The following is a 26,408-nucleotide window of genomic DNA, read 5'->3' on the forward strand; positions in this document are numbered from 1 at the left end:
TTACTTACAACAAAACATGCCGCGCAAAGGGCGAAAGCGTGAACACTTAGTGTATCGGGGCCACCCTATCCTTTCAGCGTAGGATGATCTTTACCGGCGATACTATCAATATAGCTGCCAATGGTCCTGATCAGGGATGCGTCGAGAAAATCTTCGATACGCTGCAGCCATTCGTTGCCGCATTTGTATAGCATGGCCTGTTTACCGTCCTTAAACTGAACCAGCCAAACCTTTAGCTTTTTAAAAGTGGTGCGCATAATTTGTACCGCATGGACAGACCCGTCCTTCAACCTGATTCTATGGATCATAGGGCGCTAAGATTTTATTAACGGTAATATTTCGTTTTCTTTCGTTTCGAGCAGTTTACCTAAACGCCGGATATTCTGTTTGGTGAAGAATTTCATTTTCACCTTTTCTCCTATCCAGCCTTTGCCGGGCAGGCGTTTGATGATCATCGATTCGCCTTTATCATTTAATGTTTTGACCAGGAAACTGTAGGGGGCCATAGCCAATGGTGTTACCACCAATGCTAAAGGGGAATTATAAATGTGGAGGATGATGGTGAAACTCGTCATGGCAGCTACGGTAAAGCAAAAAATAAGTAATTGTTTTAGTCATAGAAGCACGATTGTGTTATTCCAATAGGTTTTAAACGGATTTTGATTTAAATAATTGTATTGAAACTGCCGGAAACCTGTTAGGTTTGCCGGCATCTGGCATTAAAATGACAATTAGTATTTTAGGCTGCGGCTGGTATGGCAAAGCTTTGGGCCGGGCACTTGCGGCAAAGGGTTTTATGGTGAAGGGTTCGGCTACTTCGGCTGACAAGCTGGGGGCATTGGCTTACCTGGGTATTTTACCTTTTGAAGTGCGCGCTGAGGCCGGCGGACTTAAAGCAGGCCCGGGATTTTTTGATTGCGATGTGCTGGTGATCAGCATACCGCCACGGTTTCGCAGGGGTGAAAGCGCTGATTATCTGCCGAAGCTTGGGTATATCATCGATGCGATAAAACAGTATGGCATTAAAAAAGCGATCTATACCAGTTCGACCGGTGTTTATGGCGATACAAACAGGGAGGTTGATGAACTGTCGGACCCGCAGCCCGGTACCGAAACAGGAATTATACTGCTGGGGGCAGAAAAGCTTTTTGAAAAGGAAACGGGCTTTAAAACCGCCATCCTCCGCTTCGGCGGATTGATCGGCGAAGGTCGTGACCCTGGCAGGTTTTTTGCCGGGAAAACGAATATCCCCAATGGCCGTGCGCCGGTTAATTTAATCGGGTTGGAGGATTGTGTGGGCATTACCGAAACCGTGATAGAAAAAGATGCCTTTGGACATATCTTCAATGCCTGTTCGCCCGAACATCCCCAAAAAGCAGAATTTTACCGCGCCGCTGCCGCAAAAGCCGGGCTACCACCGCCGCAGTTTATTGACGAACTCCTCGACTGGAAAATGGTGAACAGCGTGAATGTGCCGGGGACTTTAAGGTATCAATTTACCGGTTCGCTTGTTACTTAATCCTCCAGGTTGTAAGGATAAAGCCAGCAGGAACCTTGGGTTACAATAGTTTCTTTACATTTGACGGATATGACGAGCCGCGTTCGGCAATAGTTATTACTAATAAGGTTTATTATTGACCGGCATAAGAAATGAAGAAAATTAAAGCTTACATAGACAGCGGCAACCTGGAACAGCATTGCTTTGACCTCTTCAACGCGGAGCGAGCGAAAGAAGTCGCTGAATTTAGTGTGTCTCACCCGGAGATCCGGCAGGAACTAAACGAAATTGAGCAAACCATTGAATTATTGGCCAAAAGCTATGCCATTGAACCTGATCCCCGATTGAGGGGCAGGTTGCTGAATGTGCTCGGTTTTGCGAGCGGGGAGCAATTAGATATCAATAACCTGCCGCCCACCGGTAAGTATTCCGATCATGTCAACTGGCTGAATGCGGTTGAGCATTTACTACCGGCCGAACCTTTTGAAGACTTCTTCCAGCATACCTTACGGCAGGACGACCAAATAGCCCAAATGTTGGTTGTTACCAGGCTGAATGTGCCACCGGAAATTCACGAGGACCTAGCCGAGAGCTTTTTCATCCTAAGGGGCCAGTGCACCTGCACCATTGGCGGCAGGCGGGTCACCCTTAACCCGGGCGATCATTTGGATATCCCGCTGCATGTCAGTCATGATATAACAATAGATTCACCGTACGTGATCGCAATTTTGCAACACCAATTTTCCTGACCCTATGAAAACTACCCCGGCTGAACAGGAACTGATCAGTGCGATTGCGCGGCGCGACGTTTCAGGTGCAGCGTTGTTATATGATCAATATGCAGGGAAACTCTTCAAAATCATTTGCTGTTCTATTGCCGACCAGCAGTTAGCCGTTGCAGTGCTGGAGGAAACAATGTTATACATCTGGAACAACTGCACAGATTGCCATAAGCAAGACTCGCACCTGTTATTATGGATGGCCGGGATTGCGCGGCAAATAGCCCGCAAAAGAATTAAAAGCCAGCAAGGAACCACCTGATCAGCACCGATTATATCCTGTCTATATATTCGTCAATTCACCACCGGGAAGGCCGATATCCTCAACCTTGCGCCGCCCATAGGCACCAGGGTAATGCTGGTTTCGGCCTCATCGGTTCTCACAGGGCTTTCGGGCAGCAGGCCGCACAGGCCGTACTGGTCTATTTTCCAGCCGGGTATTTGCCTGCCTTTGGCTTTTAGTACTATAGGGGCCGATTTGTTGGTGAACGGGTTATTGTCCTTTGGCCAGGCCCTTCTTTCAACCTCGAATGACATGGCGGGATCTTGTTTGTTTAATTCGAGCCCGAAGTTCCATGCCGAGGCCGGATATATCTCGAAGGTCGGCCATTTGGTCTGATCGGCGGTAGGTTGCCATTTGGCATCAGCCACGGCGTTTTCTTTGGTCGAGGCCACTTTTACATATTTCTCGTCTATCTTCAGCGAAAACGTAAGCGGGCCGTAGTTTACACTCACGCTGTTCTTATTCTTCTCCCATTCGCGCACGTGTATGCTCATGGGTAAGTGCAGGGTTATACGGTCGCCGTTCCTCCACGTATTAACCAGTTTAATATACTCCGCACCCGCCGGACTAACCTCAACTGTTTTTCCATTCACTTCCACCGTTGCATTGGCGCACCATTTTGGTATGCGCAGGTAAACGGGGAACTTATTTGGCGCGGCCGTTTGAATTTTAAGGTTGATCGTTTCGTTGAAAGGGTATTTTGTTGTGGTAACAATGGTAACCGGCTGCCCGTTCCCTGCCTTTGCAGTAACCGACCCTTCAGAATACAACTGATCGGCCAGGCCGTTATCGGGCGTGGCCATCCAGCTGTTTTCGGCATAATAAACCCAGCCGGCCGAATGGTTATGCTGGCAGCAGCGGCTGCTGAACGGGTTCATGTTCAGGAACGGTCCATCGTTATTGATACCCGGTGCATGGTTCTTGCTGTCGCTCAGCACCATGTTGGGGGCGGTTAGGTAACGCAGGCTTTTATAATCGGGCATAAAGGCTGCGGGAAAGGTATTGAAGGCCACATCCTCGCAGTTGTCGGCCCAAAAAGTATCGCCGGTAAATCGCAGCAGGAACTCGTCCGAGGTCATTTGCTCCACCATACCACATGTTTCCACGGCTTGCCTCGGGTCGTCATAACCCTTGCGGGCGTTCTCATCTGCGCCGAACATACCGCCCGGCACTTGCCCGTAAATATTTCGGATCAGCTTAAAGTCGTTATAGGATGCCGCCAGGTCGGCGGGGTTATTGCTCTGCATAAAGTATGTGGCTGGTTCGCGGAACGATTGTGCCACATTCACGTTATGCCAGTTGGGCAAGTTGTTGGCTTGCCGCCAGTTGGCCGTGTTTCGGTCGATCTTGGTTGCCAGGTTGAGCAGCCATTTTTCGCCGGTGCGGTTATACAGCCAGTACACGCTGATGAGGTTATCCCCGCCCCTGCTGTTCTCCCAGTAATCCTTCAAAAACAGGCTGTCCGGCACGGTTTGCTCATATTTAAAATACCGCGACATGAGTTTCAGTACCCTCGGATCGCCGGAATATTCGTAGTACGATTGCAGGCACCAGAGCATAGGCATATTACCCCACAGGTCGCGCCGGCCGGGTTTGGTATAATTCAGCGGACCGAAGTCGCCATTGGCACGCTGGTTTTTGATAACGGTATTGATCCAGAATTTGGTTTCCTTCAGCATTTTTGGGTCGCGCAGCATATAGGCCATATCGCCGTAGCCTTTCAGCCAGTAAGGCAGCTCTTCCCATCCGTATTTGCCTTTGCCGCTTTTATTTACCCAGGCGTTGTCGGTTTTAGTCAGCCATACACTGATCTCGCCGAGATTGCCCGTCAGGCCCTCCCGCTGTAGTTCCAGTTGGCGGCGCAACCAGCCGTTGGGTTTTATAGCAGTTACAGGCAGTTTTATAAAGTATTGCGCGTTCAGCGGAGCCTTGTTGGAGGTATAGTAGGCGTTGTGTCCCCTATTGCTTACCTCCTTTATAGCAGTTGCGGTTTGAGCCGATAGTTTATTGTTGAATACAGCAGCCATCATAAAACAGCCCGCTAAGGCGGCTTTACCGGCCGGTGAAGAAATGCTTTTCATAATTAGTTTGTTTGGATTGCGCAAATTATGAATAGGCGGGTAATATGGCAAATAAATTACTGAGTGGAGATTAAACGCCGAACTGCCCCAAATGATGATCCAGATGTTTATAAAACATATTGTTCCATTCAGTAATGGTTAACGGGCCGAAAGAATGGGACTCTTTTCCATCGAAATGCTTTTCGCCCAGCTCCTGCGTTTTTTTGATATGGGCTATCAGCCGGGACTTTTCGGCTTGAAAATCACGTTCGTCTGTAATGATAAACGCCGGGGCTGTGGGGCCGTTGTGTTTGTAAGGCGTCTCGCCCACTACCTTATTTTTCACCAGCATTTTCAGGATAAACTTCATAAACCCTTTGGGTTTGGGATGCTTATCCTCATATACCATTTCATACGACACGTTGAGATGCGCCAGCATTTGCGATACGTTCATTTTACCCCATAACGGCGTGCTTGCCGGAGTAAGCTTATTAATGCGGCCGATAACGGCATCGGTAACTTCGGATGTGAAAATATTGGGTAATGCCATACACAAAGTAACGTAATTTTCTGATTCGCAACTGGATATGTAACCGGTTAAATCCAAACGGCATTTTTTGTGTTTATAGCACGAAGAGTGTACGATGATTAAATATAAATTGCGATGCAAAAGAAAACATTCCCCGGCGAGAAGGAAGAAATGCCTGTAACGCCGCAAAAACCCGAAATAGAGCAACCCGCCGACCCGAAAACGCCTGAGATACCGCAGGAAGACCCTAACCGGATACCGCCTGAAATATCGCCGCAGCAACAGCCGCCGCCCGAAGCACCACCCGGGCAGCCCGGCAATACCCCAAACGGCTGATTTGGCGGATTTGGTAATATTCCCTATTCTTGGCGTTATGGTCCTGTTTAAGCCAGCAGGATGAATAACGATGGAGCAGCAAATCCCGGCGATATTAAAAACCAAACCGCATTTCGAAATCCTTGACGGGTTACGCGGCGTAGCCGCTTTATCAGTAGTGACCTTTCATTTTATGGAAATGGCCATTACCGATTACAGCAAAAACTTTATCGGGCATGGCTTTTTGGCGGTCGATTTCTTTTTCTGCCTCTCGGGCTTCGTTATCGCTTATGCTTATGACGACCGTATCGGGAAGATGGGTGTCACGGAGTTTTTCAAGTCGCGCCTAATACGACTGCATCCATTAGTCATTATGGGTTCGGTGCTGGGCCTGTTAACTTTCCTGTTCGATCCGTTTGGCGGTCACCCTGAGTTGTATAGCGCAGGCAGAATAGCATTGATATTCCTGTGTTCGGTTTTGCTTATCCCCTTCCCGGTGGTAACCGAACGGGCTTTTAACCTGTTCAATTTAAATGCGCCGGCCTGGTCGCTGTTTTGGGAATACATTGCCAATATTTTTTATGCGTTTATTTTGAGCAAACTAAATAAACGCTGGCTGCTGGCGCTTACCTTACTCGCAGCTATACCTATCTGCATTATCGCATACCGCACCGGAAACCTGATGGGCGGCTGGAGCGGAGGCACCTTTTGGGACGGCGGCGCACGGGTAGCTTATTCGTTTTTAGCGGGAATGCTGGTTTACCGTTTCAATTGGATCATCCCGTCGAAACTTGGTTTCGGTATGATGTCTGTATTGGTGTTTGCGGCTTTTATTATGCCTTTTTCCGGTTGGAACTGGCTGACAGAGCCCCTGGCTGTATTGTTCTATTTCCCGCTGATTGTTGCATTGGGCGCCGGGGCCAGACTAAGCGAAAGGCTCAGGAAGATTTGCGTGTTCTCCGGAAAGATGTCGTACCCACTGTACATGACACATTACGCAGCGTTGTGGATGTTCGGCAATTATTATGCGTCACATAAACCCGGAACAGTTGAATTTTCAGTAGTTGTGGTTACCTCCATCATTTTACTGGTTGGCGTGGCCTGGCTGGTAATGACATTTTATGATATTCCTGTACGGAGATATTTGAGCAGGAAAAGGCATGCAGCTTGATAAGTTTTGTCGGCTGGAGACCTTAAAACAAAAAAGCACCCGCTTGTGGGCGGATGCTTTACGAGTAACTTATAGTGATACTTAAATAACTTTTACGTTTACTGCGTTTAGGCCTTTTTTGCCTGATTGCTCTTCGTACTGTACGCGGTCATTTTCGCGGATGTTGTCGATGAGTCCTGTTGAGTGAACAAAGATGTCTTCCCTGTTGTCACTCGGTGAAATAAATCCAAAACCTTTTGTGTTGTTGAAAAATTTCACTGTTCCTTCTTTTTGCATTATGCTTCTTTTTTAAATAAGTGCGCAAGGTACGCATTAATACCGGCATTGTTTTCATATTGGTAAAATATATTAACAATATATTAAAGGGGGTCGCACGCGTGGGTCATAAAAAAACAAGGCGAAAAAGACAAACTTTCGCGATTATTGATTTATTAGGGCTTCTAACAATACCAGGAGCTATTCGCAAAACTTTGAAACCTGCTACATAAGGCTTTCCCACCGATACGTGCCCGCCCCGGGGCCAGTTTCCTATCCTAATTATCTTTGGTAAATTTATCGATCGATATGAAATATAAAATACAAATAAGCAAGGCTAAGCTAATAGTACTGGTAGGCGTTTGTTTCTTCATTGCTTATCTTGCTTATAATTCGGGACCAAACCCAAATTACCAACTGAAATTAGAGACATCTGCACCACAAGAATACTGGAGTTTTTTTTCTGAAGGTGCGAGAAAGAAATTGTCTGTAATTCAAACTATCACTTTAAAGTTTCAAAATCCTATAGCAAACTTTAGATTTGATGATAAAAAATATTTCATTGAAGTTTTTAAACTAGATGCCTTAGCAGACAAGCCGCTAGATGAACTTATCGCTTCTTCAAGCAACACAGATTTTATGAATAATGGCATCACATATTTAGAAAGCGGTGGTCCTTTATTTGATGTGAGTTTTAAAACAGGTAAGAACAAAGCGCGGCATATAAACATAAATTTAAAGGGGAATAATACTCACCAGATCAGGAACGATTCTGTTGCCTATTTCAATTCTGATTTTTATTTTTTTGCTATCAATTATAACAAATCAGATACTACAGCAATCTGGGCTACCACAGGAGGAAGACCGCCGGAAATTCCTACACTTGCCCTTCCTATAGATATCTTGTTTATTAAAAAACATGGCGCTATTTATCTTCTGATAATGTCTGTCAATGACTCAAAGACCAGCTTGCCTGCAAATAAATTATATGACTTGGTATGTCGTAAATAGCGAAGACGGATTTATAACAAAAAGTAACAAGGCCTGCATCTTTAAGATTATTAGCAGATTTCTCTATGAAGGCAACAATGACACCGGCGCGACTTAACAACGAGGCTCACCGGAAATAACACCCCCTTTACTTAGCGATTCCTTCGAACGCTCCCCCTGCTTTTCCGTAACGTAACCGTACGCTTCAGTGTCCGTTTTCGATACAGCATTTTATTATAGCCACCCGGGCCGACCTGGCAGGATCCAGTTTTCACGTAAATTTTCTTATTGATAATCAATTACTTAAATTATTTTTTATATAATTACTAATCAATTAGTATTTATCCTAATAGATTAGTATTGTTTTTGTTCAACTTTAAACATCATCAATTAAAAATCAAATCGTATGAGCAATTCAATTATACCTGCCCTTTTCCGCAATTGCCTTTTGGCAGCAGGCAGCCTGCTGCTTTGCGCGGGCACCGTTAACGCACAGGTTGTTACAACTGTTGTGCCCGTGGTTAACCCCATTGTTACCGCCGTAGTGCCACCGGTTCATCCCGTTATACCGCCGGTACACCCGGTAATAGCAGATATTAACCCGGTAATCAATGCAGACCCGGTTGTGGACATTGGCGATATTGACGTCGGCGATATCGATGTGGACGTAGATATTGCAGGCCCGGATATGACCGAAGGCAAATGGTTCGCTACTATTAAAGGCGACAAGATCAGGATCGAGTTCCGGTCAGACAGCGACGACAATCACTGGTCGAACAATGCCGATTTTGCGTTAAGCGAGTTTCCTAACCTGCCAAAAGGCCAGAAGGGTGAATTTTCGTTGACGCGTGATGCCGGTACAATTGTATTCAATGGCAAGTTTGAGGACGATATGGGTTTTGGCACCTACAAGTTTAACGCCAACAAAGCGTTTGATGACTATGTAAAAAACTCGGGCGTTACCGATGTGAAGGATCGCGATGCTTTTTCATTCTTCATGGTCGACCTGAAAAAAGGCTATGTGGAAATGCTGGCCAAAAACGGCTTCAAAGATATTGCAGGGCATAACCTGGTTGCCATGGCGGCTATGAAAGTTGACGAATCGTTCATCCAGGGCATCAGGTCGGCAGGTTATAGCGATATTTCTATTCATCAGCTTATCGCCATGAAATCTATGAATATTACGCCGGCCTATATCAATGAGCTTGCCGCTATGGGGTACAAAGATATACCTGCACATGATGTTGTCGCGTTTAAATCGATGAATATCGATGCTGCTTATATCAAGGGCTTTAATGATATAGGTTACACCAATACCCCTATCCATTCGCTGATCTCTTTTAAATCGATGGATATTACACCCGAATTTATCAAAGGGCTTAACGACATGGGTTATAAAGATGTAGCAGCCCATGATATTATCTCGTTCAAATCAATGAACATCAATGCCGATTACATCAAAGGCTTTACCGATATCGGTTACGCTAATATTCCTATCCATTCGCTGGTTGCTTTTAAATCAATGGAAGTTACCCCTGCTTTTATTAAAGGTTTTATGGATATGGGCTATAAGGATATTGACGCCCACAACATTATCGCGTTAAAATCACTTGATATTAAACCATCCTACATAGATGGCTTTAAAAAGCTCGGCTTTACTGACATTCCGCTGAACGAGCTGCCCGCGCTGAAGTCAAGCGGTGTAACCCCTGAGTATGTTGCCTCGATGCAGCAAAAAGGGTTTAAATCCACCAGTTTGCGCAAGTATATACAGATCAAGAATTCGTTTAATTGAGGGGTTAGTGATTGGTGACCGGTGATTAGTGATTAGAGTGATGGATAATAAACATTTATAACAGACAAACAACTTAACAAAATGAATAAGAAAACGATCATAAGCTGTTTTGCGGTGCTGACTTTATCAGTAGCATTTGCGGGCCAGGCATTTTCGCAGCAAAAGGAGAAGGGCGACGATGAGCAGTCGTCAGGACAATTCGGCCATCCGCCCGGCACCTGGGATGCTGTGGTGAAGGATGGGATAGTGAACATCCAGTTCTATGCCCGGCATTGGAGCAACGGGCGGAATTTCACCACTGCCGAATTGGGTACCCTGCCGGCTGAAAAAGTTGGCACGTTTGGTCTGACGCGCGAGTCGGGCAAGCTGACCTTTAAAGGTGTATTCCAGGATCATTGGGGGCACGGTACTTATACATTTGAACAAAACGCGGCCTTTAAATCGTACCTGGAGCAAAAGGGTTACAGTAAGCTTGATGGTGAGCTGATGCTGGCGGTTTTCTTTACTGATATTAACAAAGGTTTTTTCGACTTTATGAAGGATAATGGTTACCCTTCAATTTCCAACGACCAGTTTAAGGACCTGGCCGAGCAGAATTTAAGCCGCAGGGTGCTGGAGGAATACTTCGCCCTGTTTAAAGCAGAAGGTTATGGACACCAGTCCATCGATAAACTGGTGGAATTGAGAGAACATGGGGTAACTCCTAAATACATTGCCAGCATCCATCAAATGGGTTACAAAGGTTTTTCGCTGGATAAAGCACTAGAACTGCGCGACCATGGCGTGACAGCTGAATACATTGCCAGCCTGAAAAAAATGGGCGATGCGAATGTGACGCTCGACCAGGCACAGGATCTGCGTGATCACGGCGTTACTACTGAGTATGTAGCCAGTTTGAAAAAGCTGGGCTACCCTAATATGACGCTGGATAAGGCACAGGAATTGCGCGACCATGGCGTTACGGTAGATTTTATCAACAGCATGCAGAAACTGGGTTATAAAGATATCACCCTGGATAAAGCCCAGAGCCTGCGCGACCATGGCGTAACCGCTGATTTTATCAAAAGCATTAATGACCTCGGGTTCAAAAACATCAGCCTGGAGAAAGCCGAAGAACTGCGTAACCACGGCGTTACTGCCTCGTACATCAAAAAAATGAAGACCAAAGGCATTAAACTGGAAACACTGGATGATTTTATCAAACTAAGAGATACGGGGTTTAATGATTGAGTTGGCGTTAGCCTCACCCCACCCCTCTCCGCAAGAGAGGGGCTTTTTATTTTACTCCATTTGACCGTTTACAGGTGTTCACGAAAAGTGCAAAAATGGGGCACTTTTTGCACTTTATTAAAATCTTAACGCCTAATAATCAACAGCTTAGCATGACACAACCATTGGCAAGTGGCGGTGGCGTGAACACTTAGTGTATGGGTTGTTTTGTTCTGATTTGTTTACAAGCTTGCTAAAGTTGTCTTCAGCAATTTTACTGCGTCCGTATTGCTGGTCCCCTCAGCAAAAACGTCATTGGCTGTTACGCCATCGCCATAATAATCTTTTATCGCATCCTTATCAATGTTCAAGCTGGAGCCATTGATGCTGACCCCTGCGAACAGCCCGCGGCTGCGGGAATAAGAATATATCTCTGCCTCCAACTTATAATCGGTGTTAGCCGACGTCGTTCTCCCAACAGGCCCCGCGGCGGCTGATGCGTCGCCCCCGATAGTAAAATCGCCATCTTCCACTTTGGTCAGCACGCCTTTGTGTTTAAAAACCATTACCAGGTCAACTGATTGCACGCCTATCTGCGGACCAATGCTACCACCCGTCAAGGTAATAAAAACCGGGTTGCTCCAGCTTCCGTCGGCAAGTTTTACAATGGCCACGCCTTTGCCCCTTTTACCGCCGATGCCAAATCCGGCATTAATTAATTTTGGAATGATAACGATGCCCTCGTATTGGGCTATAAGGTCGTGAGGGATTTTTTCTTTCATCGTGCTAAAATCCTTTAACACATTAGCTGCGGCATGTATACGCTCTGTTTCCTTATCCCCGGTTGTAGCAGATGTTATCAGCAGGAATAAACTTAACATGAGTGGAATACCTAAAAATTTGATCGTTTTCATAGTTTGTAACTTGATATTTTCTAAACGGCAAAGTTACATACTTGTTTTGTCACGGGATTTTCATAGTTAAACAAGTCTCGATGGCTCTTAAAACTTATCCGATTCCGGTATATGCACATTTGCGTATCCGCACATCTTCACATCCCCTATCTTTACGCCATGAATAATCCAGGCAAGCAACAGGTATTTTCTATCAGCAATCAGCAACAGTTTGTTGATGCAGCATTGCAGGTATTCCGCTTTCAGGCTCAGCATTGCTTAGTTTACCGGGATTTTGTGACCAATCTCGGTATCGATGTCAATTCGGTCAAAACAGTTGAGGACATACCCTTTCTGCCAATCAGTTTCTTCAAATCTCGTGATATATTGAGTACGGATGCAGAGGTCCAGGTCACTTTCACAAGTTCTGGTACCACCGGGATGATCAACAGCAAACACCTGGTTACCGATGTTAGCTGGTATGAGGAAAGTTTCCGCCGGGCTTTTGAAATATTTTATGGCGATATTAAAAGCTATTGCGTGCTGGGGCTGTTGCCTTCCTACCTGGAACGGGAAGGGTCTTCACTTATTTATATGGCCGAAGACCTGGTTAAAAACTCCCAAAACCCCGATAGCGGCTTTTTTCTTTACAATCATAATGAGTTGTTCGCGCAGCTAAACAAACAAAAGGCCGCTAATAAACCCACCCTGCTCATTGGGGTTACTTTCGCCCTGCTTGATTTTGTGGAGAATTATCAAATGGATTTCCCGGAGTTGATCGTGATGGAAACCGGCGGTATGAAGGGACGTCGAAAGGAAATGATACGCGAGGAGCTGCATCGAACGCTGTGTAAGGGCTTTGGCGTAAAATCGATCCACTCGGAATATGGCATGACCGAACTTCTTTCGCAGGCTTATTCAATAGGTGAGGGCATATTCAATTGCCCGCCCTGGATGAAGATCATCACCCGCGACACCAACGACCCTATGTCCGTACTTGCCGATGGGCATACCGGCGGCATTAACGTGATCGACCTGGGCAATATCAATTCATGTTCATTCATCGCCACTCAGGATCTGGGCAAAGTTTATGCTGATGGATCGTTCGAAGTATTAGGGCGTTTTGATAATTCGGATATACGGGGCTGCAACCTGTTGGTTAGTTGATTAAGTTAAATGGTTAAAAAATAATTGAAACAACCTTATCCAACTCAACTAACTTAATCTAACTTATTCACCTAATCAAATACAATTAATCATTATTTTTGCGTTCACATCAAAAATTGATGAATGTTATGACGGACAAATTTTTAAACGACCAGCAGGACCCCAAAGCGGTTGAAAAAGTATATACACGATTAGTCGACCTGCTAACCACAGGCGAGGAAATAATTTACATTGCTACGCAAAAGAAACCGCTGGTGAACATATTACCCGACTGCGTGGCGCTTACAAATAAACGGGTGTTATTTTTCACCCCGGCCAATCTTGGGCTGTCCATCAAATTCATTGATTTCGTTTGGAAGGACATTGTTGATGTTTTTGTTAAGGAAGAGATAATTGGTGCTATTTTCACCGTAAAAACAACCAACCAGGCCGAAATGGGTGTAGATTATCTGCCAAAGGTTCAGGCCCGCAAACTATATCAATACGCGCAGGGGCGTAAGGAAGAGGAACGCGAACTGCGCCGCCAGCGCGAACTGGAAGAAAAACGCGCCGAGTCCGGTTCGTTTAATTTCGAGCATGCTGCAACTGCTAACCAGCCCGCAGCACCGGAACCGGTTGCAGTGGCCCCTTCAATAGTGGCGCCGCCTTTACAGGAAGAGCCCAAAAGGGATGAATTAACGGAAAAGCTCAAAAAGCTCCGCACCTTATTCGATCAGGGACTTATATCACAGGATGAATATAACGCCAAGAAGCTGGAGTTGTTGAGCGATCTTTAATAGTTACTGGCCCACCAGTCGCTCATCAAAGTTAAAAGGTGTTTTCCTGACGATCTTTGCCTTTGTTGCTTTTGGGTGCAACGGGTTCATCAGATAATTGAATTCCTCGGGCACCAGTGCCGAAGGTACTTTCAGAAGCAGATGCTCATTTTTTTGCAGGAACGAATTTCCTATTTGTTTTAGGATGTGCTGTTCGGGATACTCGTTCCAGTTATCAGGCAAAACATTTTCGGGTATCTCCAAAAAATCGTCGGGAACTTCGATATTCAGAATAAGAAAGTTATTTGGGATATTTGTCGGTACAAGGTAAGCCAAAGATTCCAGCACGGCTAACGATCGGGACGACGCCAGGTACATCATAGGTTTGCCTTCGCTATTCCAGCGGCCGCCATATAAACGCGCGCCATTACCGCTAAGGTCATCGGCATATTTGGCATTTGTTATACGATAGAGGACCATCAGGCAAAAACACCGTGCTCGATACGGCCCAGCTCCTTAAAAACCATATCAAAACCAACAGACGAATCCAAAAGTGAAACGGGTGTTTCACCCTTGAAAACATGGAGCGGGGTTTTCATCCAGGTTTTAAATTTATCGAGCGAGCCGAATACTTCCTCGCCGCGTGTATATAGCCGGGCAAGTTCTACAGCTTTTTCAGCGTATTCAGTTTTAATAATGGCATCATCATCGTAACGCTGCAAAGTGCGTTCAGAAATGTGCATAATATCAGCAAACTCCTGAATAGTAAGGGATATCCGTTTGGCCAAAGACAAAAGTAAATGTTTGGGCAGGCCGCTGCGGGTAAGCTGCAGCATATCGAAATCAGTCATCGCGGCAACCTGCTTGGCATTACTGCCGAACAGGTTATTGAATAAACTTCCACTACTTTTAGTTACATACAAAGCCATTGGCTCGTTAACGTAAATTTCCGGACTATGTTTCCCCTTATACGACATTTGTCCAAAAATAATTACATTTTGTCTAAAATCCAAATTATTCCGCAACAATTAAAAAATAATTCTTCTTTCCTTTTTGAGCAACAAGGAATTTACCGCCGATCAGGCTATCTGCATTATAGGTATCATCCGGCGAAGCTACTTTGTTTTTGTTGATGGCTACTCCCCCTCCCAGTATCATCTTACGGGCCTCACCCTTTGACGGGAATACAGCGGTGTTCACCGCAAGCAGATCGGTAACATTGACCCCGTGCTTTAACTCATCCAACGACACATTGAAATTTGGCACGCCCTCAAATATTCCGAGAACTTCAGCCTCATTTAACTCGCCAAGAAACTCGATACCCGTGTTTCCGAACAAAAAGTCCGACGACTGAATTGCCTTATTATACTCCTCTTCCCCATGTGTACGGATCGTAATATCTTTTGCCAATGCCTTTTGTAAAGCGCGCTGATGGGGTGCCAAAGCGTGTTCGGCTTCCAAAGCCTCTATTGTTTCGCGGTCGAATAAAGTAAATATGCGGATATATGATTTCGCGTCATCGTCACTTGTATTCAGCCAAAACTGGTAAAACTTATAAGGCGACGTCTTTTCAGGGTCGAGCCATATATTGCCGCCCTCGGTTTTGCCAAATTTAGAGCCGTCCGTTTTTTTAATAAGTTGGGTGGTCAATGCGAAAGCCTCGCCCCCATCCTTGCGGCGTATAAGTTCGGTACCCGTCACAATATTTCCCCATTGGTCCGATCCGCCCATTTGCAACACACAATTGTTATGTTTCCACAAATAATAAAAATCGTACCCCTGCACTAATTGATAAGTAAATTCGGTGAACGACATACCGGTATCGCCGCTGATGCGGTTTTTCACCGAATCCTTGGCCATCATATAATTTACCGTGATGTGCTTACCTACATCGCGTATGAAATTCAAAAACGTATAATTCTTAAACCAGTCGTAATTATTCACCATCTGCGCGCTGTTTGCACCGCGATCAAAGTCCAGGAATTTCTCCAGTTGCTTTTGTATGCCTTGAAGGTTATGCTGCAAAACGTCTTCGGATAATAAATTACGCTCGGCCGATTTGCCCGATGGATCACCAACCATGCCGGTAGCGCCGCCAACCAGGGCAAAAGGTTTATGCCCGGCACGTTGAAAATGTATCAATGTCATTATCTGCGCCAGGCTGCCAACATGCAGCGAATCCGCCGTTGGGTCAAAACCGATATAGCCCGAAGCCATACCTTTATTCAGCAATTCTTCCGTTCCGGGCATAATATCATGCAACATGCCCCGCCAGCGTAGTTCTTCAACAAAATTCATTTATCTAATTCTAAAAAGCGCAAAGATATACGAAAATCGGTGTAATCGTTCTTAATAAACGGTGTAATCATTCCATCAAATCGGTGTAATCATTGTATAAAATCAGCGCAATCATAAAAAAACTGCGTATCTTGAACAATAAAATCATCTCGAAGTGAACATATATGAATTTTCTGTCGCATTTTTATTTCGACCGGGACACCACGAACTGTTACCATACCCTGGGAACGGTACTGCCCGATCTTTTAAAAAATGCAGATAAAACCATTATCATTCACCCTGAAAAACTTACCCATCCCAATACCAAAATAAACGACATCATACTCGGTTGGCGTAAGCACCTGGAAGTAGACCGTTATTTTCATTCATCCCATTTTTTCATTACCCGGTCAAGCGAATTGCGTAAATTATTAACGCCGGCGGTCAAAGGCTCGCCAGTAAAACCCTTTTTCATCGGGCACATCGCACTGGAGTTGATACTTGATAATTTACTTTTGACCACAGATAAAGTATCTGTAGATAATTTCTACAACCACCTCCATTCCTGCGATCTTGATACCATAAAACAATTCCTCAACTTTTCGGGCGTGGCGGAAACGGATAAGTTTTTCCGGTTTTATGAAAATTTCAAGAAAAGCCGCTACCTGGAAACCTATGCCGATACCCAGCAGATATCCTATGCCCTGAAACGTATCTGCATGCGGATATGGGATGATCCGTTTACTATAGAGCATGAGGGCCGGATGAATGCAGTCTTGTCGGTTTATAGGGATGGTTTGTACAATAACTTTATGTCGATTTTTGATGAGATAGATATAAAGCTGAAAGCCTGAAGCTGAAAGCAAATATTCAGCGCCATAAAACACAAATTGGTAATATCATTTTACCCCTATTGGTGCAATCATTTTGACTGATATGCGCAATCATCCTAATAAATTGGCGAAATGCCCTTAAATAAATCGGTGTAATCCCTATAAAACCGCTTAAAAATCAATAATTAACAGTAAAATATTTTTTATTACAATAAAATATATCCGTACCTTTGCAGTCCCAATTGCATTGGGAAAAGGAGAAAATTTATTTTGGCAAAAAAACAAGAAGCAGAAAAAGAATTAAAAGCTAAGGAAGCAGAACTCGATGTAGTTACCGCGACCAAGGAAAAAGAGAGCATTGAATCAGAAGCTGATTCATTGTCGATCGAAGAGATCAAATCAAAAATTGCAGCAGCTGCAGAAGATTTCGACTGGGATGCTGACGACAAAAAATTCGGTAATTACAGCGATAGCGACCGCGAAAAATTCGAGAAAATGTATGATGGAACTTTCAGCTCTATCAACAAAGGCGAGATCATCAGCGGTATCGTTGTAAGTATCAACAGCAAAGATGTGGTATTGAATATCGGCTTTAAATCCGACGGTTTGGTATCAGTATCTGAATTCCGTGATACGCCTGATATGAAAATAGGCGATTCGGTTGAGGTTTTCGTTGAGTCGCAGGAAGATGCTAACGGACAGTTGGTACTTTCGCGCAAACGTGCAAAAACCCAGAAATCATGGGAAAGAATTAATAGTGCATTGGATAACGACGAAATTATCACCGGTTTTGTAAAAAGCAGAACCAAGGGTGGTTTGATCGTAGATATAATGGGCGTTGAAGCCTTTTTACCAGGTTCACAGATCGACATCAAACCTATCAGGGATTATGATGTATATGTGGGCAAAACAATGGAATTCAAAGTTGTTAAGATCAACCACGAGTTTAAAAACGTAGTGGTATCGCACAAAGTGCTGATCGAAGACGATTTGGAAAACCAAAAAACTGAAATTGTGGCCAAATTGGAAAAAGGCCAGGTATTGGAAGGAACCGTTAAAAACATTACCGACTTCGGTGTATTCATCGACTTGGGTGGCGTTGACGGCTTATTACACATCACCGACATTTCATGGGGCCGTATCGAGCATCCGCGCGAAGTATTGGCACTCGATCAGAAGATCAACGTGGTTGTACTCGACTTTGATGACGAGAAAAAACGTATCGCCCTTGGTTTGAAACAACTTACCCCGCATCCTTGGCAGTCGCTTGACGAAAACATCCAGGTGGGTTCGAAAGTTAAAGGCAAAATTGTTACCGTTGCCGATTACGGCGCATTCCTCGAGATCATCCCGGGTGTTGAAGGTTTGATCCACGTATCAGAAATGTCGTGGTCTCAAAACCTGCGCAACCCTCAAGAATTCCTGAAAGTTGGTGACGAAGTTGAAGCACAAGTATTGACATTGGATCGCGACGAGCGCAAAATGTCACTGGGTATCAAACAACTTACTCCTGACCCATGGCAAAATGCTGCTGACAAATATGCAGTAGGCACCAAACATATTGCTACAGTTAAAAACATGACCAACTTCGGCGTGTTTGTTGAACTGGAAGACGGCATAGACGGATTGATCCATATCTCCGACCTTTCATGGTCTAAGAAAGTAAATCACCCTAACGAATTTACCAAAGTAGGTGAAAAATTAGACGTGGTTGTACTTGAACTGGATGTTGAGAACCGCAAGCTTAGCCTGGGCCACAAACAACTGGAAGAAAACCCATGGGATACTTTCGAAACAATCTTCACCCTGGATTCTATCCACGAAGGTACAGTGTTGAAAGTAACTGATAAAGGTGCAGTTGTTGCCCTGCCTTATGGTGTTGAAGGTTTCGCTCCTACCAAACACATTGTGAAGGAAGACGGCAAAAGCCTTAAAGCTGAAGAAGCTGCCGAATTCAAGATCATTGAGTTCAATAAGGAAAGCAAACGTATCGTAATTTCACATGCACGTATCTGGGAAGAAGCCCGCAACGAGGTTAGGAACCAGGAAAACGACAGCCGCAAGAAAGAAGCAAAAGCTACTGTAAACGCGGTGAAGAAAGTGAAAGACTCGGTTGAGAAATCTACTTTAGGCGATCTTAGTGTACTTGCCCAGCTGAAAGAACAGATGGAAGGTGCTGAAAGCAAAGCCAAAAAGAAGAAATCGGAAGAAGAAGCCAAGTAAGCTTAAATAAATTAAATCCTTTAAGCCCTGCCCGGAAACGAGCGGGGCTTTTTGTTACATGTATTACACATCAAAAATCCCGTTTGTCATTCCAATAGGTTTTTATTATTTTTCATATCGAATTGTATATACCAACACCCTAATCCTTGATGAATCTTAAACTTCGTTTACTACTCCTTGTCATGGTTTTATGTGCAACATCCTCATGCATTAGGAAAAAGAAACCACATTTTAAGCATACAGACATCTACCTTGCCGGTTCAACTTATATCGAATCTTCTTCCCCAAAAACAATAAGTGGCTCGTCAGTGGCAACATACTGGAAGAATGGCGTGCCAACTATTCTTACCGACACGGTAAAAGGATCAAGAGCAAATGGCATTACCGTTATTGGCAAGGATGTGTATGTAGTTGGAGATATTTCAATACCCTTGCCCAACGGCAGGGATAGGACTGCTATCGCAGCCTGTTGGAAAAATGGAGTGCTCACCAAGTTCGGGCGTGGTACAATATATGGCGTTGCCGCAAAGGGTAAGGATATTTATATGGTTGGAACGTTATATGGCCTTGGGAATGAGAAAATTACCTTTTGGAAGAATGGCTTACCCGACACATTAGGTGATGGCCGGATATTATCTATAACAGTTGATGCAGGCAATATTTACATGGCCGGATATCAAATTATACATGGTGAGACAAATGGTCCCGAAAACCGTTGGGAGGTTGCCACCTATTGGAAAAATGGCAAACCTATTGAGTTGGATAACAATGTCACATTCATAAAGACAATGGCAAACAGCATATTTATACAGGATGGGGATGCATACATACCAGGCTCTCACCTGGAAAACGCTGTCGTACCTATGTATTGGAAAAATCGCGATAGCATAAGTTTGTCACCCAAATCACCCCGTTTGTATGGCGAAGCCAATGGGATTTACGCAGATGAAAACAATGTGTACCAATCAGGGTATGTATATGTTCCTACTCATAACGGCTTAGCGACCTTCGGCGCTGTTTACTGGAAAAATGGCATTATAAATTATTTACCATATATCGGTAAGGAGTCATTCGCCAGTGCTATCGTGATTCAGAATAATGACACTTATGTCGCCGGAAGTGATGATTACCCTATATATTGGAAGAATGGGAAACGCATACAGCTTGGCAAAAACAAAGGACAGGTATCAGCTATAACAGTTGTCGGTTATTAACCGTAAAGTCATTTATATTAAAAATAACCAACACCTTCTCCCCACCCAGTCGTCAGTGTCCCCACTGACGACAATGCGCTACTTCAGCTCCGGAAATTTCCCTGAATCAAAAATGCTTTTCTCTGCTATGGTTTTCTCTACATCCTGCCATTTGCGGGGGGCATCGCCAGATAATAGTATACCAGCATCCTTTCCGATTTGCACATCGTCCTCGATACGTACGCCAATATTCCACCATTTTTTATCGCAATCGCTGCCTGCCGGAATATAAATACCCGGCTCAACCGTTATTACCATATTCTCCTTCAGTGGTCCGCCATATGCACCTTTATCATGTACATCCAAACCGAGGTGGTGCGAAACACCGTGAGGATAATACTTGCCAACATCCTTTGCATCTTTGATCAGGCCGAGTTTGATCAGCCCGGCTGAAAGCACTTCTCTCGTCCTTTTTTCCAGGTCGCCATACGGAACACCATCTTTACACATTTTGAAAACCTCCTCCTGTGCATCGTATACCAGCTGGTAAATAGCTTTTTGCTCTTCGGTAAATTTGCCGTTAGCCGGGAATGTCCTCGTTACATCGGCTGAATAGCCATGGTATTCGGCGCCAACATCCATCAGCACTAATTGGTTTTTCACCTGTGTAGCGTTGTTTTCCTCGTAGTGCAGGATACAGCCGTTTGCACCAGCACCTACGATCGGCGGGTACCCTTCGTCTTCGGCGCCATAATGTTTATGCACATAAAACATAATGCCTGCCAGTTCAGTTTCCGACATCTGTGGTTTCACCGCACGCATAGCTTCAGCATGGGCCAGGCTGGATATTTTCACTGTTTTCCGCATCAGGTCCATCTCTTCCGCAGTTTTAACACCCCGCAGTTCGGTCGTAAAGTCGCTGTAACCTGTCACCCCGCCAAATTGCTCGTTGTATTTCACCTTAAATGCAGCCAGCGCAACCGAATCGTGTTTGCTGATAACGGACTGTAATAGTTCATTATTTTTAAAAGCCGGCTCATCCTGCTGCCCTTTCGCATAAAAATCCAATATCCTGTCGATATTTCTCGGAGAACCATATTTGGCAATTATCCCTAAAGTTTGTAGCACCCCCGGCGCAATGCTCTGCACATCTGCTTTAGCCCTGAAAGCGTCGAAAAGCGGTTTCATATTACCTTCATCAATCGGGAAGCTATCATAAAACAGCTTATACTTTTTTAAGTCGACCGGGTATTTGGCAAAATCCCCGCTATTAAACGTTTTAGCAAAACCCAATTTGTTTTTCACCCCTTCTGTACCAAGTCGTCTGCCGGTCCACTGCTCCTGCCGCGGGTCACGGCTCTGCACAAAAAACAATTCGTTATAATCGCCATCCGCCCCGTGCTGCATTTCTTTAAAAATAAACAGCACAGCGCTGGTCTCTTTATAACCCGAAAAGTAATACAGGTCGGGGTTTGGATGGTAAACATAATTCACATCATTTGAAAATACCCGCTCGGGATAGGCAAATACAACGGCCACCGAGTTGGCGGGCATCAACTTACGCAGCGCATCCCTCCTTCCGGCATGGAACTCTTTAGTCAGGTAATCCTTTGGCAGGCTCTCATCAGCATTTTCCTGCGAGAAGCATTGAACAGAAACCATGCAGGCAATTATTGCTGCAAACAGCGCTTTATGGATAAATTTCATTGTGATGTGTGATTAGTTTTCCTAAGGTAAATATATCAGGTAATTGCGGTATTTAAGGTAGAAAAAAATTGAAAGGTGAGTTTACCCTATCGTGTGCAGTTCTGAATTTCGAATGCTCAATTTCGAATTTACCTTAACCATTGCACAGCAAACAATCTCACATCTCCTATCTAAAATCTCATATCTAAACTATATCTTTGCCCAAATCCACCCAACGATGCAAAACCTCACGCTGCTCGACGGTCCAAAGTTCCAGATAACCATACAACGTTTATGTCGTCAGCTTATTGAAAATCACGACGACTTCTCAAATACTGTATTGATAGGCACACAACCGCGCGGTATTTACCTTGCCCGGCGCGTAGCCGAAGAATTACGCAAGATATTACCAGGTAAAACCATTTTACAAGGCGATATGGATGTTACTTTTTATCGCGACGACTTCCGGCGCGGCGAAAGGCAGCTGGTGCCTAATCAAACGCGCATAGATTTTATCATCGAAGGTAAAAAAGTGATACTGGTGGACGATGTACTGTGGACAGGCCGTACCATTCGTGCAGCCATGGACGGTATGCTGTATTTTGGCCGGCCGGAGAAGGTTGAATTGCTGGTGCTGGTAGACAGGCGGTATTCGCGCCATCTGCCCATCGGGGCTGATTATACCGGCATCGAAGTTGATTCCATAGCATCACAGAAAGTAGTTGTAAGCTGGAAAGAAACAGATGGAGAAGATAAAATAGTTTTAGTATCAGAAGCTAAATAATATAAGGAATGGCCAACTTAAGTACAAGGCATTTATTGGGAATTAAGGATCTGAACCGATCTGACATTGAATTGATATTCGAAACCGCTGACGAATTTAAATCCGTATTAAACCGCCCGATAAAAAAAGTGCCTTCGCTGCGTGACGTGACCATTGCGAATATCTTCTTCGAAAATTCGACCCGCACACGTTTATCGTTCGAATTGGCCGAAAAGCGCTTATCGGCCGATGTCGTTAATTTCGCCGCCTCCTCTTCTTCAGTTAGCAAAGGCGAAACGCTTATCGATACAGTAAATAACATCCTGGCCATGAAAGTGGATATGGTTGTAATGCGCCACCCGTACGCCGGCGCGGGGATATTCCTTTCAAAACATGTAAAAGCGCAGATAGTAAATGCCGGTGACGGTGCGCACGAGCACCCTACACAGGCTTTGCTGGATGCTTTCTCTATCCGCGAAAAATATGGCGATGTTGCCGGAAGAAAAATTGCTATAGTAGGCGATATTCTCCACTCGCGCGTGGCGCTCTCCAATATTCTTTGCCTTAAACAATTAGGCGCCGAAGTAATGGTTTGCGGACCGACAACACTGATACCAAAATACATCGGCGCCCTTGGCGTTAAGGTTGAACACGACTTGCTTAAGGCTCTTAACTGGTGCGATGTGGCTAATATGCTGCGCATACAATTAGAGCGGCAGGATATCAAATATTTTCCTTCACTACGCGAATACAGCATGCTTTACGGGTTGAATAAGCAGATACTGGATTCACTGGATAAGGAGATCACCATCATGCATCCCGGTCCTATCAACCGGGGTGTGGAAATTACCAGCGACGTGGCCGATAGTAAGCAATCCATCATCCTTGACCAGGTAGAGAATGGTGTTGCTATACGAATGGCCGTATTATACCTTTTGGCAGGCCAAACGCAGTAGCTTCACCCATTGGTTCATTTGTTGATCGGTATATTTGTGCTATGAAAATCAGCATTTGGTTAATTATTCTTTTCAGTGCAGTGTCATTAGCTGCCCCCGCCCAAAGCCAGCAGCGAAAAACTGATTCTGTATTTAATCTTGTAAAAAAATATTTTAACAATAAACAGCCTGATTCCATTTATTCACTTGCCGGGGAAAAGTTCAGGAAGGCGCTAACACCAGATGCTTTTCGATATGTATGTACTAACCAATTGTTTCCGCTCGGCTCCATCAAAAGCTCGTCGCTGATAGCGTTTGTCAATAACAAGGACGGGCGTTACAAGCTGGTGTTTGATGCTACTGCCTTGCAACTGTGGATGAATTTGGACGATAAAGACAAGATAGAACTTTTCCTGTTCCAACCATATAAAGACGAGGTTTCCAACAAGCCGGGGCCTGTGGCCACCACCAACCTGATGAGAAATCAAACCGATAAAAAAATTGACTCGGCCGTAAGGCCGTACATCCAAAAAACAAATGCAGTAGGTGTTAGCATCGGTATACTTCGAAATGGCGTTATCAGCACATATAACTATGGCGAAACAAAACAAGGGAACAATAAACTGCCCGGTGCAAATACGTTGTTCGAGATAGGCTCCATAACCAAAACATTTACTGCTACATTACTGGCTTATTACGCGAACGATGGCAAAGTTAAATTGAGCGACCCCATCACCCTGTACCTCCCCGATTCGGTATCAGTCAATCGCGAATTACAGGGAATCACCCTCCAGATGCTAAGCAATCACACGTCGGGCTTGCCGCGGCTGCCCGATAACCTGGTAAACCATTCGCTTGACCCGTTAAACCCATACAGGGATTACCGGAAGCAAGACTTGTTCGCCTACCTGCAAACCTGCAAGTTGGCGAGCAAACCGGGCGAGAAATATGCATACTCTAACCTGGGCGTTGGCCTGCTGGGCGCTATACTGGAGCAAGTTAGCGGAAAGGCGTTTGAGCAAATGGTGGAGGGCGTTATTTGTAAACCACTGGGAATGAGCAGTACCGCCCAGCACCTGGACCTATTGCTCAAACAGCGTTTTGTTACCGTATACAACGAAAATGGTAAAGAAACCCCTGCATGGGATTTTGGAATATTAGCCCCTTGCGGCTCGCTTCGCTCAACCGTTAACGATCTGCTCATCTATGCCAAAGCAAATATGACGGTGGCAAATACCAAACTATCAAAAGCAATTGAGTTGACACATAGGTCCACTTTTGACAAAGACATTAAACTTGGCCTCGGCTGGCATATCATTAAAATAGGTAATGCTGAATATTATTTTCATAATGGCGGCACGTATGGATGCAGCAGCTTCCTGGTATTCAACCCTGAAAATAAATTTGCCGTCGTGGTGCTGTCAAATTGCGGGGCAAGTATTGACGCCGTTGGGGGTGAGATAGTTAAAAGTTTGCAATGACGGTAGCGGGCTGTATGGACGCTCATTGATCAAAAACAATTCACTGCGATAACAAAAGTGTACTTTGGCTTAGCAATCGTCGTTAAAGTTTTATGCCTTTCAGATTCGTCCTTCCTGCTTTAATTTCATTATCTATCGGTGTTGCCGCCAAGGCGCAACAGGCGGAGAAACCTTTTCCGCAACATGTCCGGTATCATAAAGGAACCATCAAGCCGGATCATATCACCCAGCAGCAATCAGACGGGCTTACCCTTGACTTTTACCGCCAATGGAAGCAGCGCTACATCAAAACCGGCTGCAATGCCAATGAATATTATGTATGGTTCGAGCGCAAGGGTGAAAAACAATGTGTATCCGAGGGGCAGGGATATGGTATGGTCATTACTGTATTGATGGCCGGTGCCGATCCTTCTGCAAAAGTAACATACGATGGCCTTTTTAATTATTACAAGGCGCACCGCAACAATCATGGGTACCTTATGGCATGGGCGCAAAATAAAAACTGCCGCAATATTGATCAAAGTTCAGCCACAGACGGTGATATGGATATCGCGTACTCCTTGTTGCTTGCTGATAAACAATGGGGAAGTAAGGGCAATGTAAACTATCTAAAGGAATCGCGCAACATCATCGGTGCCATCATGAAGTATGAGATCAATCCAAAGACCTGGTCGGTAAAGTTAAGTGATGCCGTTGAGTACGACAGTAAGGATTATTTTGACATGCGGTCATCCGACTTTATGCCGGCAAATTTTAAGGCATTTGAAAGGGCGACCGGCGATATTCGCTGGGGAAAGGTCGTAAATAATAATTACGAGTTATTTGCTTATATGGCGCGAACGTACAGCGCCGATGCCGGACTTATACCAGACTTTATCATTAACATTAATAATAAAGCTAAACCTGCGCAACCACACTTCCTTGAGTCGAAATACGATGGTTATTATAACTACAACGCCTGCCGCGTACCCTGGCGGATAGCTACGGATTACCTTATGACCGGCGACCCGAGGGCCAAGGCGATCAACGACAGAATAAACGGCTGGATACGTCAAACTACCAGCGGCAACCCGGATAATATTTCGGCGGGATATACTTTGGCCGGGAACGATATTAAGGGCCGGTATTTTGAGGCACTTAGCTTTATTGGCCCGTTTGCTGTATCGGCAATGGTGGATAAGAAGAACCAAAAATGGCTCAATGCGGTTTGGGATTACCTGGTAAATTTCAAGTTGAAGGATTATGACTATTACGACAATAGTATCAAATTATTGGATATGATCATCCTTTCGGGAAATTACTGGGAGCCTCGCTAAAT

Annotated in this window: 27 protein-coding genes; 17 read left to right on the plus strand and 10 right to left on the minus strand. The window is 44.8% G+C overall.

Going from position 1 to position 26,408, the window contains the following annotated elements; genetic code table 11:
• Window positions 1–65: 65 nt before the first annotated feature.
• Together VL525_RS18825 and VL525_RS18830 are read right to left on the minus strand one after the other, a co-directional pair.
• Window positions 66–308: a hypothetical protein gene (locus tag VL525_RS18825; RefSeq protein WP_325388574.1), complete on the minus strand. Its 243-nt coding sequence runs from the start codon at window positions 306–308 to the stop codon at window positions 66–68.
• A 6-nt stretch (window positions 309–314) separates the two neighbouring features.
• Window positions 315–575, minus strand: coding sequence for a hypothetical protein (locus VL525_RS18830; RefSeq protein ID WP_325388575.1), 261 nt, complete (start codon window positions 573–575; stop codon window positions 315–317).
• 149 nt (window positions 576–724) lie between these two features.
• Between VL525_RS18830 and VL525_RS18835 the strand changes: the two genes are divergently transcribed.
• The 3 genes from VL525_RS18835 to VL525_RS18845 all read left to right on the plus strand — a co-directional run bounded on the left by VL525_RS18835 (window position 725) and on the right by VL525_RS18845 (window position 2,539).
• Window positions 725–1,519, plus strand: coding sequence for an SDR family oxidoreductase (locus VL525_RS18835; protein ID WP_325388576.1), 795 nt, complete (start codon window positions 725–727; stop codon window positions 1,517–1,519).
• Between the two features lie 131 nt (window positions 1,520–1,650).
• Window positions 1,651–2,247, plus strand: coding sequence for a cupin domain-containing protein (locus VL525_RS18840; RefSeq protein WP_325388577.1), 597 nt, complete (start codon window positions 1,651–1,653; stop codon window positions 2,245–2,247).
• A gap of 4 nt (window positions 2,248–2,251) precedes the next feature.
• Window positions 2,252–2,539: a hypothetical protein gene (locus tag VL525_RS18845; RefSeq protein ID WP_325388578.1), complete on the plus strand. Its 288-nt coding sequence runs from the start codon at window positions 2,252–2,254 to the stop codon at window positions 2,537–2,539.
• 32 nt (window positions 2,540–2,571) lie between these two features.
• On the opposite strand, the gene VL525_RS18850 is transcribed toward VL525_RS18845, so the two are convergent.
• Together VL525_RS18850 and VL525_RS18855 are read right to left on the minus strand one after the other, a co-directional pair.
• On the minus strand, window positions 2,572–4,641 hold the full coding sequence (locus VL525_RS18850) for a beta-L-arabinofuranosidase domain-containing protein (protein ID WP_325388579.1): 2,070 nt from the start codon (window positions 4,639–4,641) through the stop codon (window positions 2,572–2,574).
• Between the two features lie 70 nt (window positions 4,642–4,711).
• Window positions 4,712–5,170: a DUF1569 domain-containing protein gene (locus VL525_RS18855; RefSeq protein ID WP_325388580.1), complete on the minus strand. Its 459-nt coding sequence runs from the start codon at window positions 5,168–5,170 to the stop codon at window positions 4,712–4,714.
• Between the two features lie 114 nt (window positions 5,171–5,284).
• Between VL525_RS18855 and VL525_RS18860 the strand changes: the two genes are divergently transcribed.
• Both VL525_RS18860 and VL525_RS18865 read left to right on the plus strand, forming a co-directional pair.
• On the plus strand, window positions 5,285–5,485 hold the full coding sequence (locus VL525_RS18860) for a hypothetical protein (protein WP_325388581.1): 201 nt from the start codon (window positions 5,285–5,287) through the stop codon (window positions 5,483–5,485).
• A gap of 70 nt (window positions 5,486–5,555) precedes the next feature.
• Window positions 5,556–6,635: an acyltransferase gene (locus tag VL525_RS18865; RefSeq protein WP_325388582.1), complete on the plus strand. Its 1,080-nt coding sequence runs from the start codon at window positions 5,556–5,558 to the stop codon at window positions 6,633–6,635.
• 81 nt (window positions 6,636–6,716) lie between these two features.
• Here VL525_RS18865 and VL525_RS18870 read toward each other — a convergent pair whose 3' ends face one another.
• Entirely contained in the window at window positions 6,717–6,911 is a 195-nt protein-coding gene (locus VL525_RS18870) for a cold shock domain-containing protein (protein ID WP_325388583.1), read from the minus strand.
• A 288-nt stretch (window positions 6,912–7,199) separates the two neighbouring features.
• Between VL525_RS18870 and VL525_RS18875 the strand changes: the two genes are divergently transcribed.
• The 3 genes from VL525_RS18875 (at window position 7,200) to VL525_RS18885 (ending at window position 10,905) form a co-directional block, all read left to right on the plus strand.
• Window positions 7,200–7,901 (plus strand): hypothetical protein, encoded by a 702-nt coding sequence (locus VL525_RS18875; RefSeq protein ID WP_325388584.1) that lies wholly within the window; start codon window positions 7,200–7,202, stop codon window positions 7,899–7,901.
• Window positions 7,902–8,286: 385 nt separating this feature from the next.
• Window positions 8,287–9,675, plus strand: coding sequence for a hypothetical protein (locus tag VL525_RS18880; RefSeq protein WP_325388585.1), 1,389 nt, complete (start codon window positions 8,287–8,289; stop codon window positions 9,673–9,675).
• An 81-nt stretch (window positions 9,676–9,756) separates the two neighbouring features.
• On the plus strand, window positions 9,757–10,905 hold the full coding sequence (locus VL525_RS18885) for a hypothetical protein (RefSeq protein ID WP_325388586.1): 1,149 nt from the start codon (window positions 9,757–9,759) through the stop codon (window positions 10,903–10,905).
• Window positions 10,906–11,126: 221 nt separating this feature from the next.
• Here VL525_RS18885 and VL525_RS18890 read toward each other — a convergent pair whose 3' ends face one another.
• Window positions 11,127–11,798, minus strand: a complete 672-nt coding sequence (locus tag VL525_RS18890; protein WP_325388587.1) for a lipid-binding SYLF domain-containing protein — start codon at window positions 11,796–11,798, stop codon at window positions 11,127–11,129.
• Window positions 11,799–11,957: 159 nt separating this feature from the next.
• On the opposite strand from VL525_RS18890, the gene VL525_RS18895 reads away from it, so the two are divergent.
• Together VL525_RS18895 and VL525_RS18900 are read left to right on the plus strand one after the other, a co-directional pair.
• Window positions 11,958–12,944, plus strand: coding sequence for an acyl transferase (locus VL525_RS18895; protein WP_325388588.1), 987 nt, complete (start codon window positions 11,958–11,960; stop codon window positions 12,942–12,944).
• A 128-nt stretch (window positions 12,945–13,072) separates the two neighbouring features.
• A complete protein-coding gene (locus VL525_RS18900; protein ID WP_325388589.1) occupies window positions 13,073–13,720 on the plus strand; it encodes a PH domain-containing protein in 648 nt (215 codons plus the stop codon).
• A 3-nt stretch (window positions 13,721–13,723) separates the two neighbouring features.
• Here the strand turns inward: VL525_RS18900 and VL525_RS18905 are convergent, their stop codons facing one another.
• The 3 genes from VL525_RS18905 to tyrS are packed head-to-tail and all read right to left on the minus strand — an operon-like array spanning window position 13,724 to window position 15,997.
• The gene (locus VL525_RS18905; protein WP_325388590.1) at window positions 13,724–14,179 is read right to left on the minus strand and encodes an RES family NAD+ phosphorylase; all 456 of its coding nucleotides are present in this window, start codon (window positions 14,177–14,179) and stop codon (window positions 13,724–13,726) included.
• Window positions 14,179–14,676 (minus strand): type II toxin-antitoxin system Xre/ParS family antitoxin, encoded by a 498-nt coding sequence (parS, locus tag VL525_RS18910; RefSeq protein WP_325388591.1) that lies wholly within the window; start codon window positions 14,674–14,676, stop codon window positions 14,179–14,181. The genes VL525_RS18905 and parS overlap by 1 nt, the downstream gene beginning before the upstream one ends.
• A 37-nt stretch (window positions 14,677–14,713) precedes the next feature.
• The gene (tyrS, locus tag VL525_RS18915) at window positions 14,714–15,997 is read right to left on the minus strand and encodes a tyrosine--tRNA ligase (RefSeq protein ID WP_325388592.1); all 1,284 of its coding nucleotides are present in this window, start codon (window positions 15,995–15,997) and stop codon (window positions 14,714–14,716) included.
• A gap of 164 nt (window positions 15,998–16,161) precedes the next feature.
• Here tyrS and VL525_RS18920 point away from each other — a divergent pair, with 164 nt between their 5' ends.
• The 3 genes from VL525_RS18920 to VL525_RS18930 all read left to right on the plus strand — a co-directional run bounded on the left by VL525_RS18920 (window position 16,162) and on the right by VL525_RS18930 (window position 20,246).
• Window positions 16,162–16,830: a hypothetical protein gene (locus VL525_RS18920; RefSeq protein WP_325388593.1), complete on the plus strand. Its 669-nt coding sequence runs from the start codon at window positions 16,162–16,164 to the stop codon at window positions 16,828–16,830.
• Between the two features lie 249 nt (window positions 16,831–17,079).
• Window positions 17,080–19,032: a 30S ribosomal protein S1 gene (rpsA, locus tag VL525_RS18925; protein WP_325388594.1), complete on the plus strand. Its 1,953-nt coding sequence runs from the start codon at window positions 17,080–17,082 to the stop codon at window positions 19,030–19,032.
• Window positions 19,033–19,340: 308 nt separating this feature from the next.
• Window positions 19,341–20,246 carry a hypothetical protein gene (locus VL525_RS18930; RefSeq protein WP_325388595.1) on the plus strand — a complete coding sequence of 302 codons (906 nt, stop codon included), beginning with the start codon at window positions 19,341–19,343 and terminating at the stop codon, window positions 20,244–20,246.
• 78 nt (window positions 20,247–20,324) lie between these two features.
• On the opposite strand, the gene VL525_RS18935 is transcribed toward VL525_RS18930, so the two are convergent.
• Complete coding sequence (locus VL525_RS18935) at window positions 20,325–21,932, minus strand: aminopeptidase P family protein (RefSeq protein ID WP_325388596.1); 1,608 nt, start codon at window positions 21,930–21,932, stop codon at window positions 20,325–20,327.
• A 217-nt stretch (window positions 21,933–22,149) separates the two neighbouring features.
• On the opposite strand from VL525_RS18935, the gene pyrR reads away from it, so the two are divergent.
• The 4 genes from pyrR to VL525_RS18955 all read left to right on the plus strand — a co-directional run bounded on the left by pyrR (window position 22,150) and on the right by VL525_RS18955 (window position 26,406).
• Complete coding sequence (gene pyrR / locus VL525_RS18940; RefSeq protein WP_325388597.1) at window positions 22,150–22,695, plus strand: bifunctional pyr operon transcriptional regulator/uracil phosphoribosyltransferase PyrR; 546 nt, start codon at window positions 22,150–22,152, stop codon at window positions 22,693–22,695.
• Between the two features lie 8 nt (window positions 22,696–22,703).
• The gene (locus VL525_RS18945; protein ID WP_325388598.1) at window positions 22,704–23,630 is read left to right on the plus strand and encodes an aspartate carbamoyltransferase catalytic subunit; all 927 of its coding nucleotides are present in this window, start codon (window positions 22,704–22,706) and stop codon (window positions 23,628–23,630) included.
• A gap of 41 nt (window positions 23,631–23,671) precedes the next feature.
• Complete coding sequence (locus tag VL525_RS18950) at window positions 23,672–25,090, plus strand: serine hydrolase domain-containing protein (protein ID WP_325388599.1); 1,419 nt, start codon at window positions 23,672–23,674, stop codon at window positions 25,088–25,090.
• 92 nt (window positions 25,091–25,182) lie between these two features.
• Entirely contained in the window at window positions 25,183–26,406 is a 1,224-nt protein-coding gene (locus tag VL525_RS18955; RefSeq protein WP_325388600.1) for a glycosyl hydrolase family 8, read from the plus strand.
• The last annotated feature ends 2 nt before the right edge of the window (window positions 26,407–26,408 follow it).

Origin of the sequence: Mucilaginibacter sp. (genome assembly GCF_035492695.1) — a bacterium.
Classification (GTDB): Bacteria; Bacteroidota; Bacteroidia; order Sphingobacteriales; family Sphingobacteriaceae; genus Mucilaginibacter.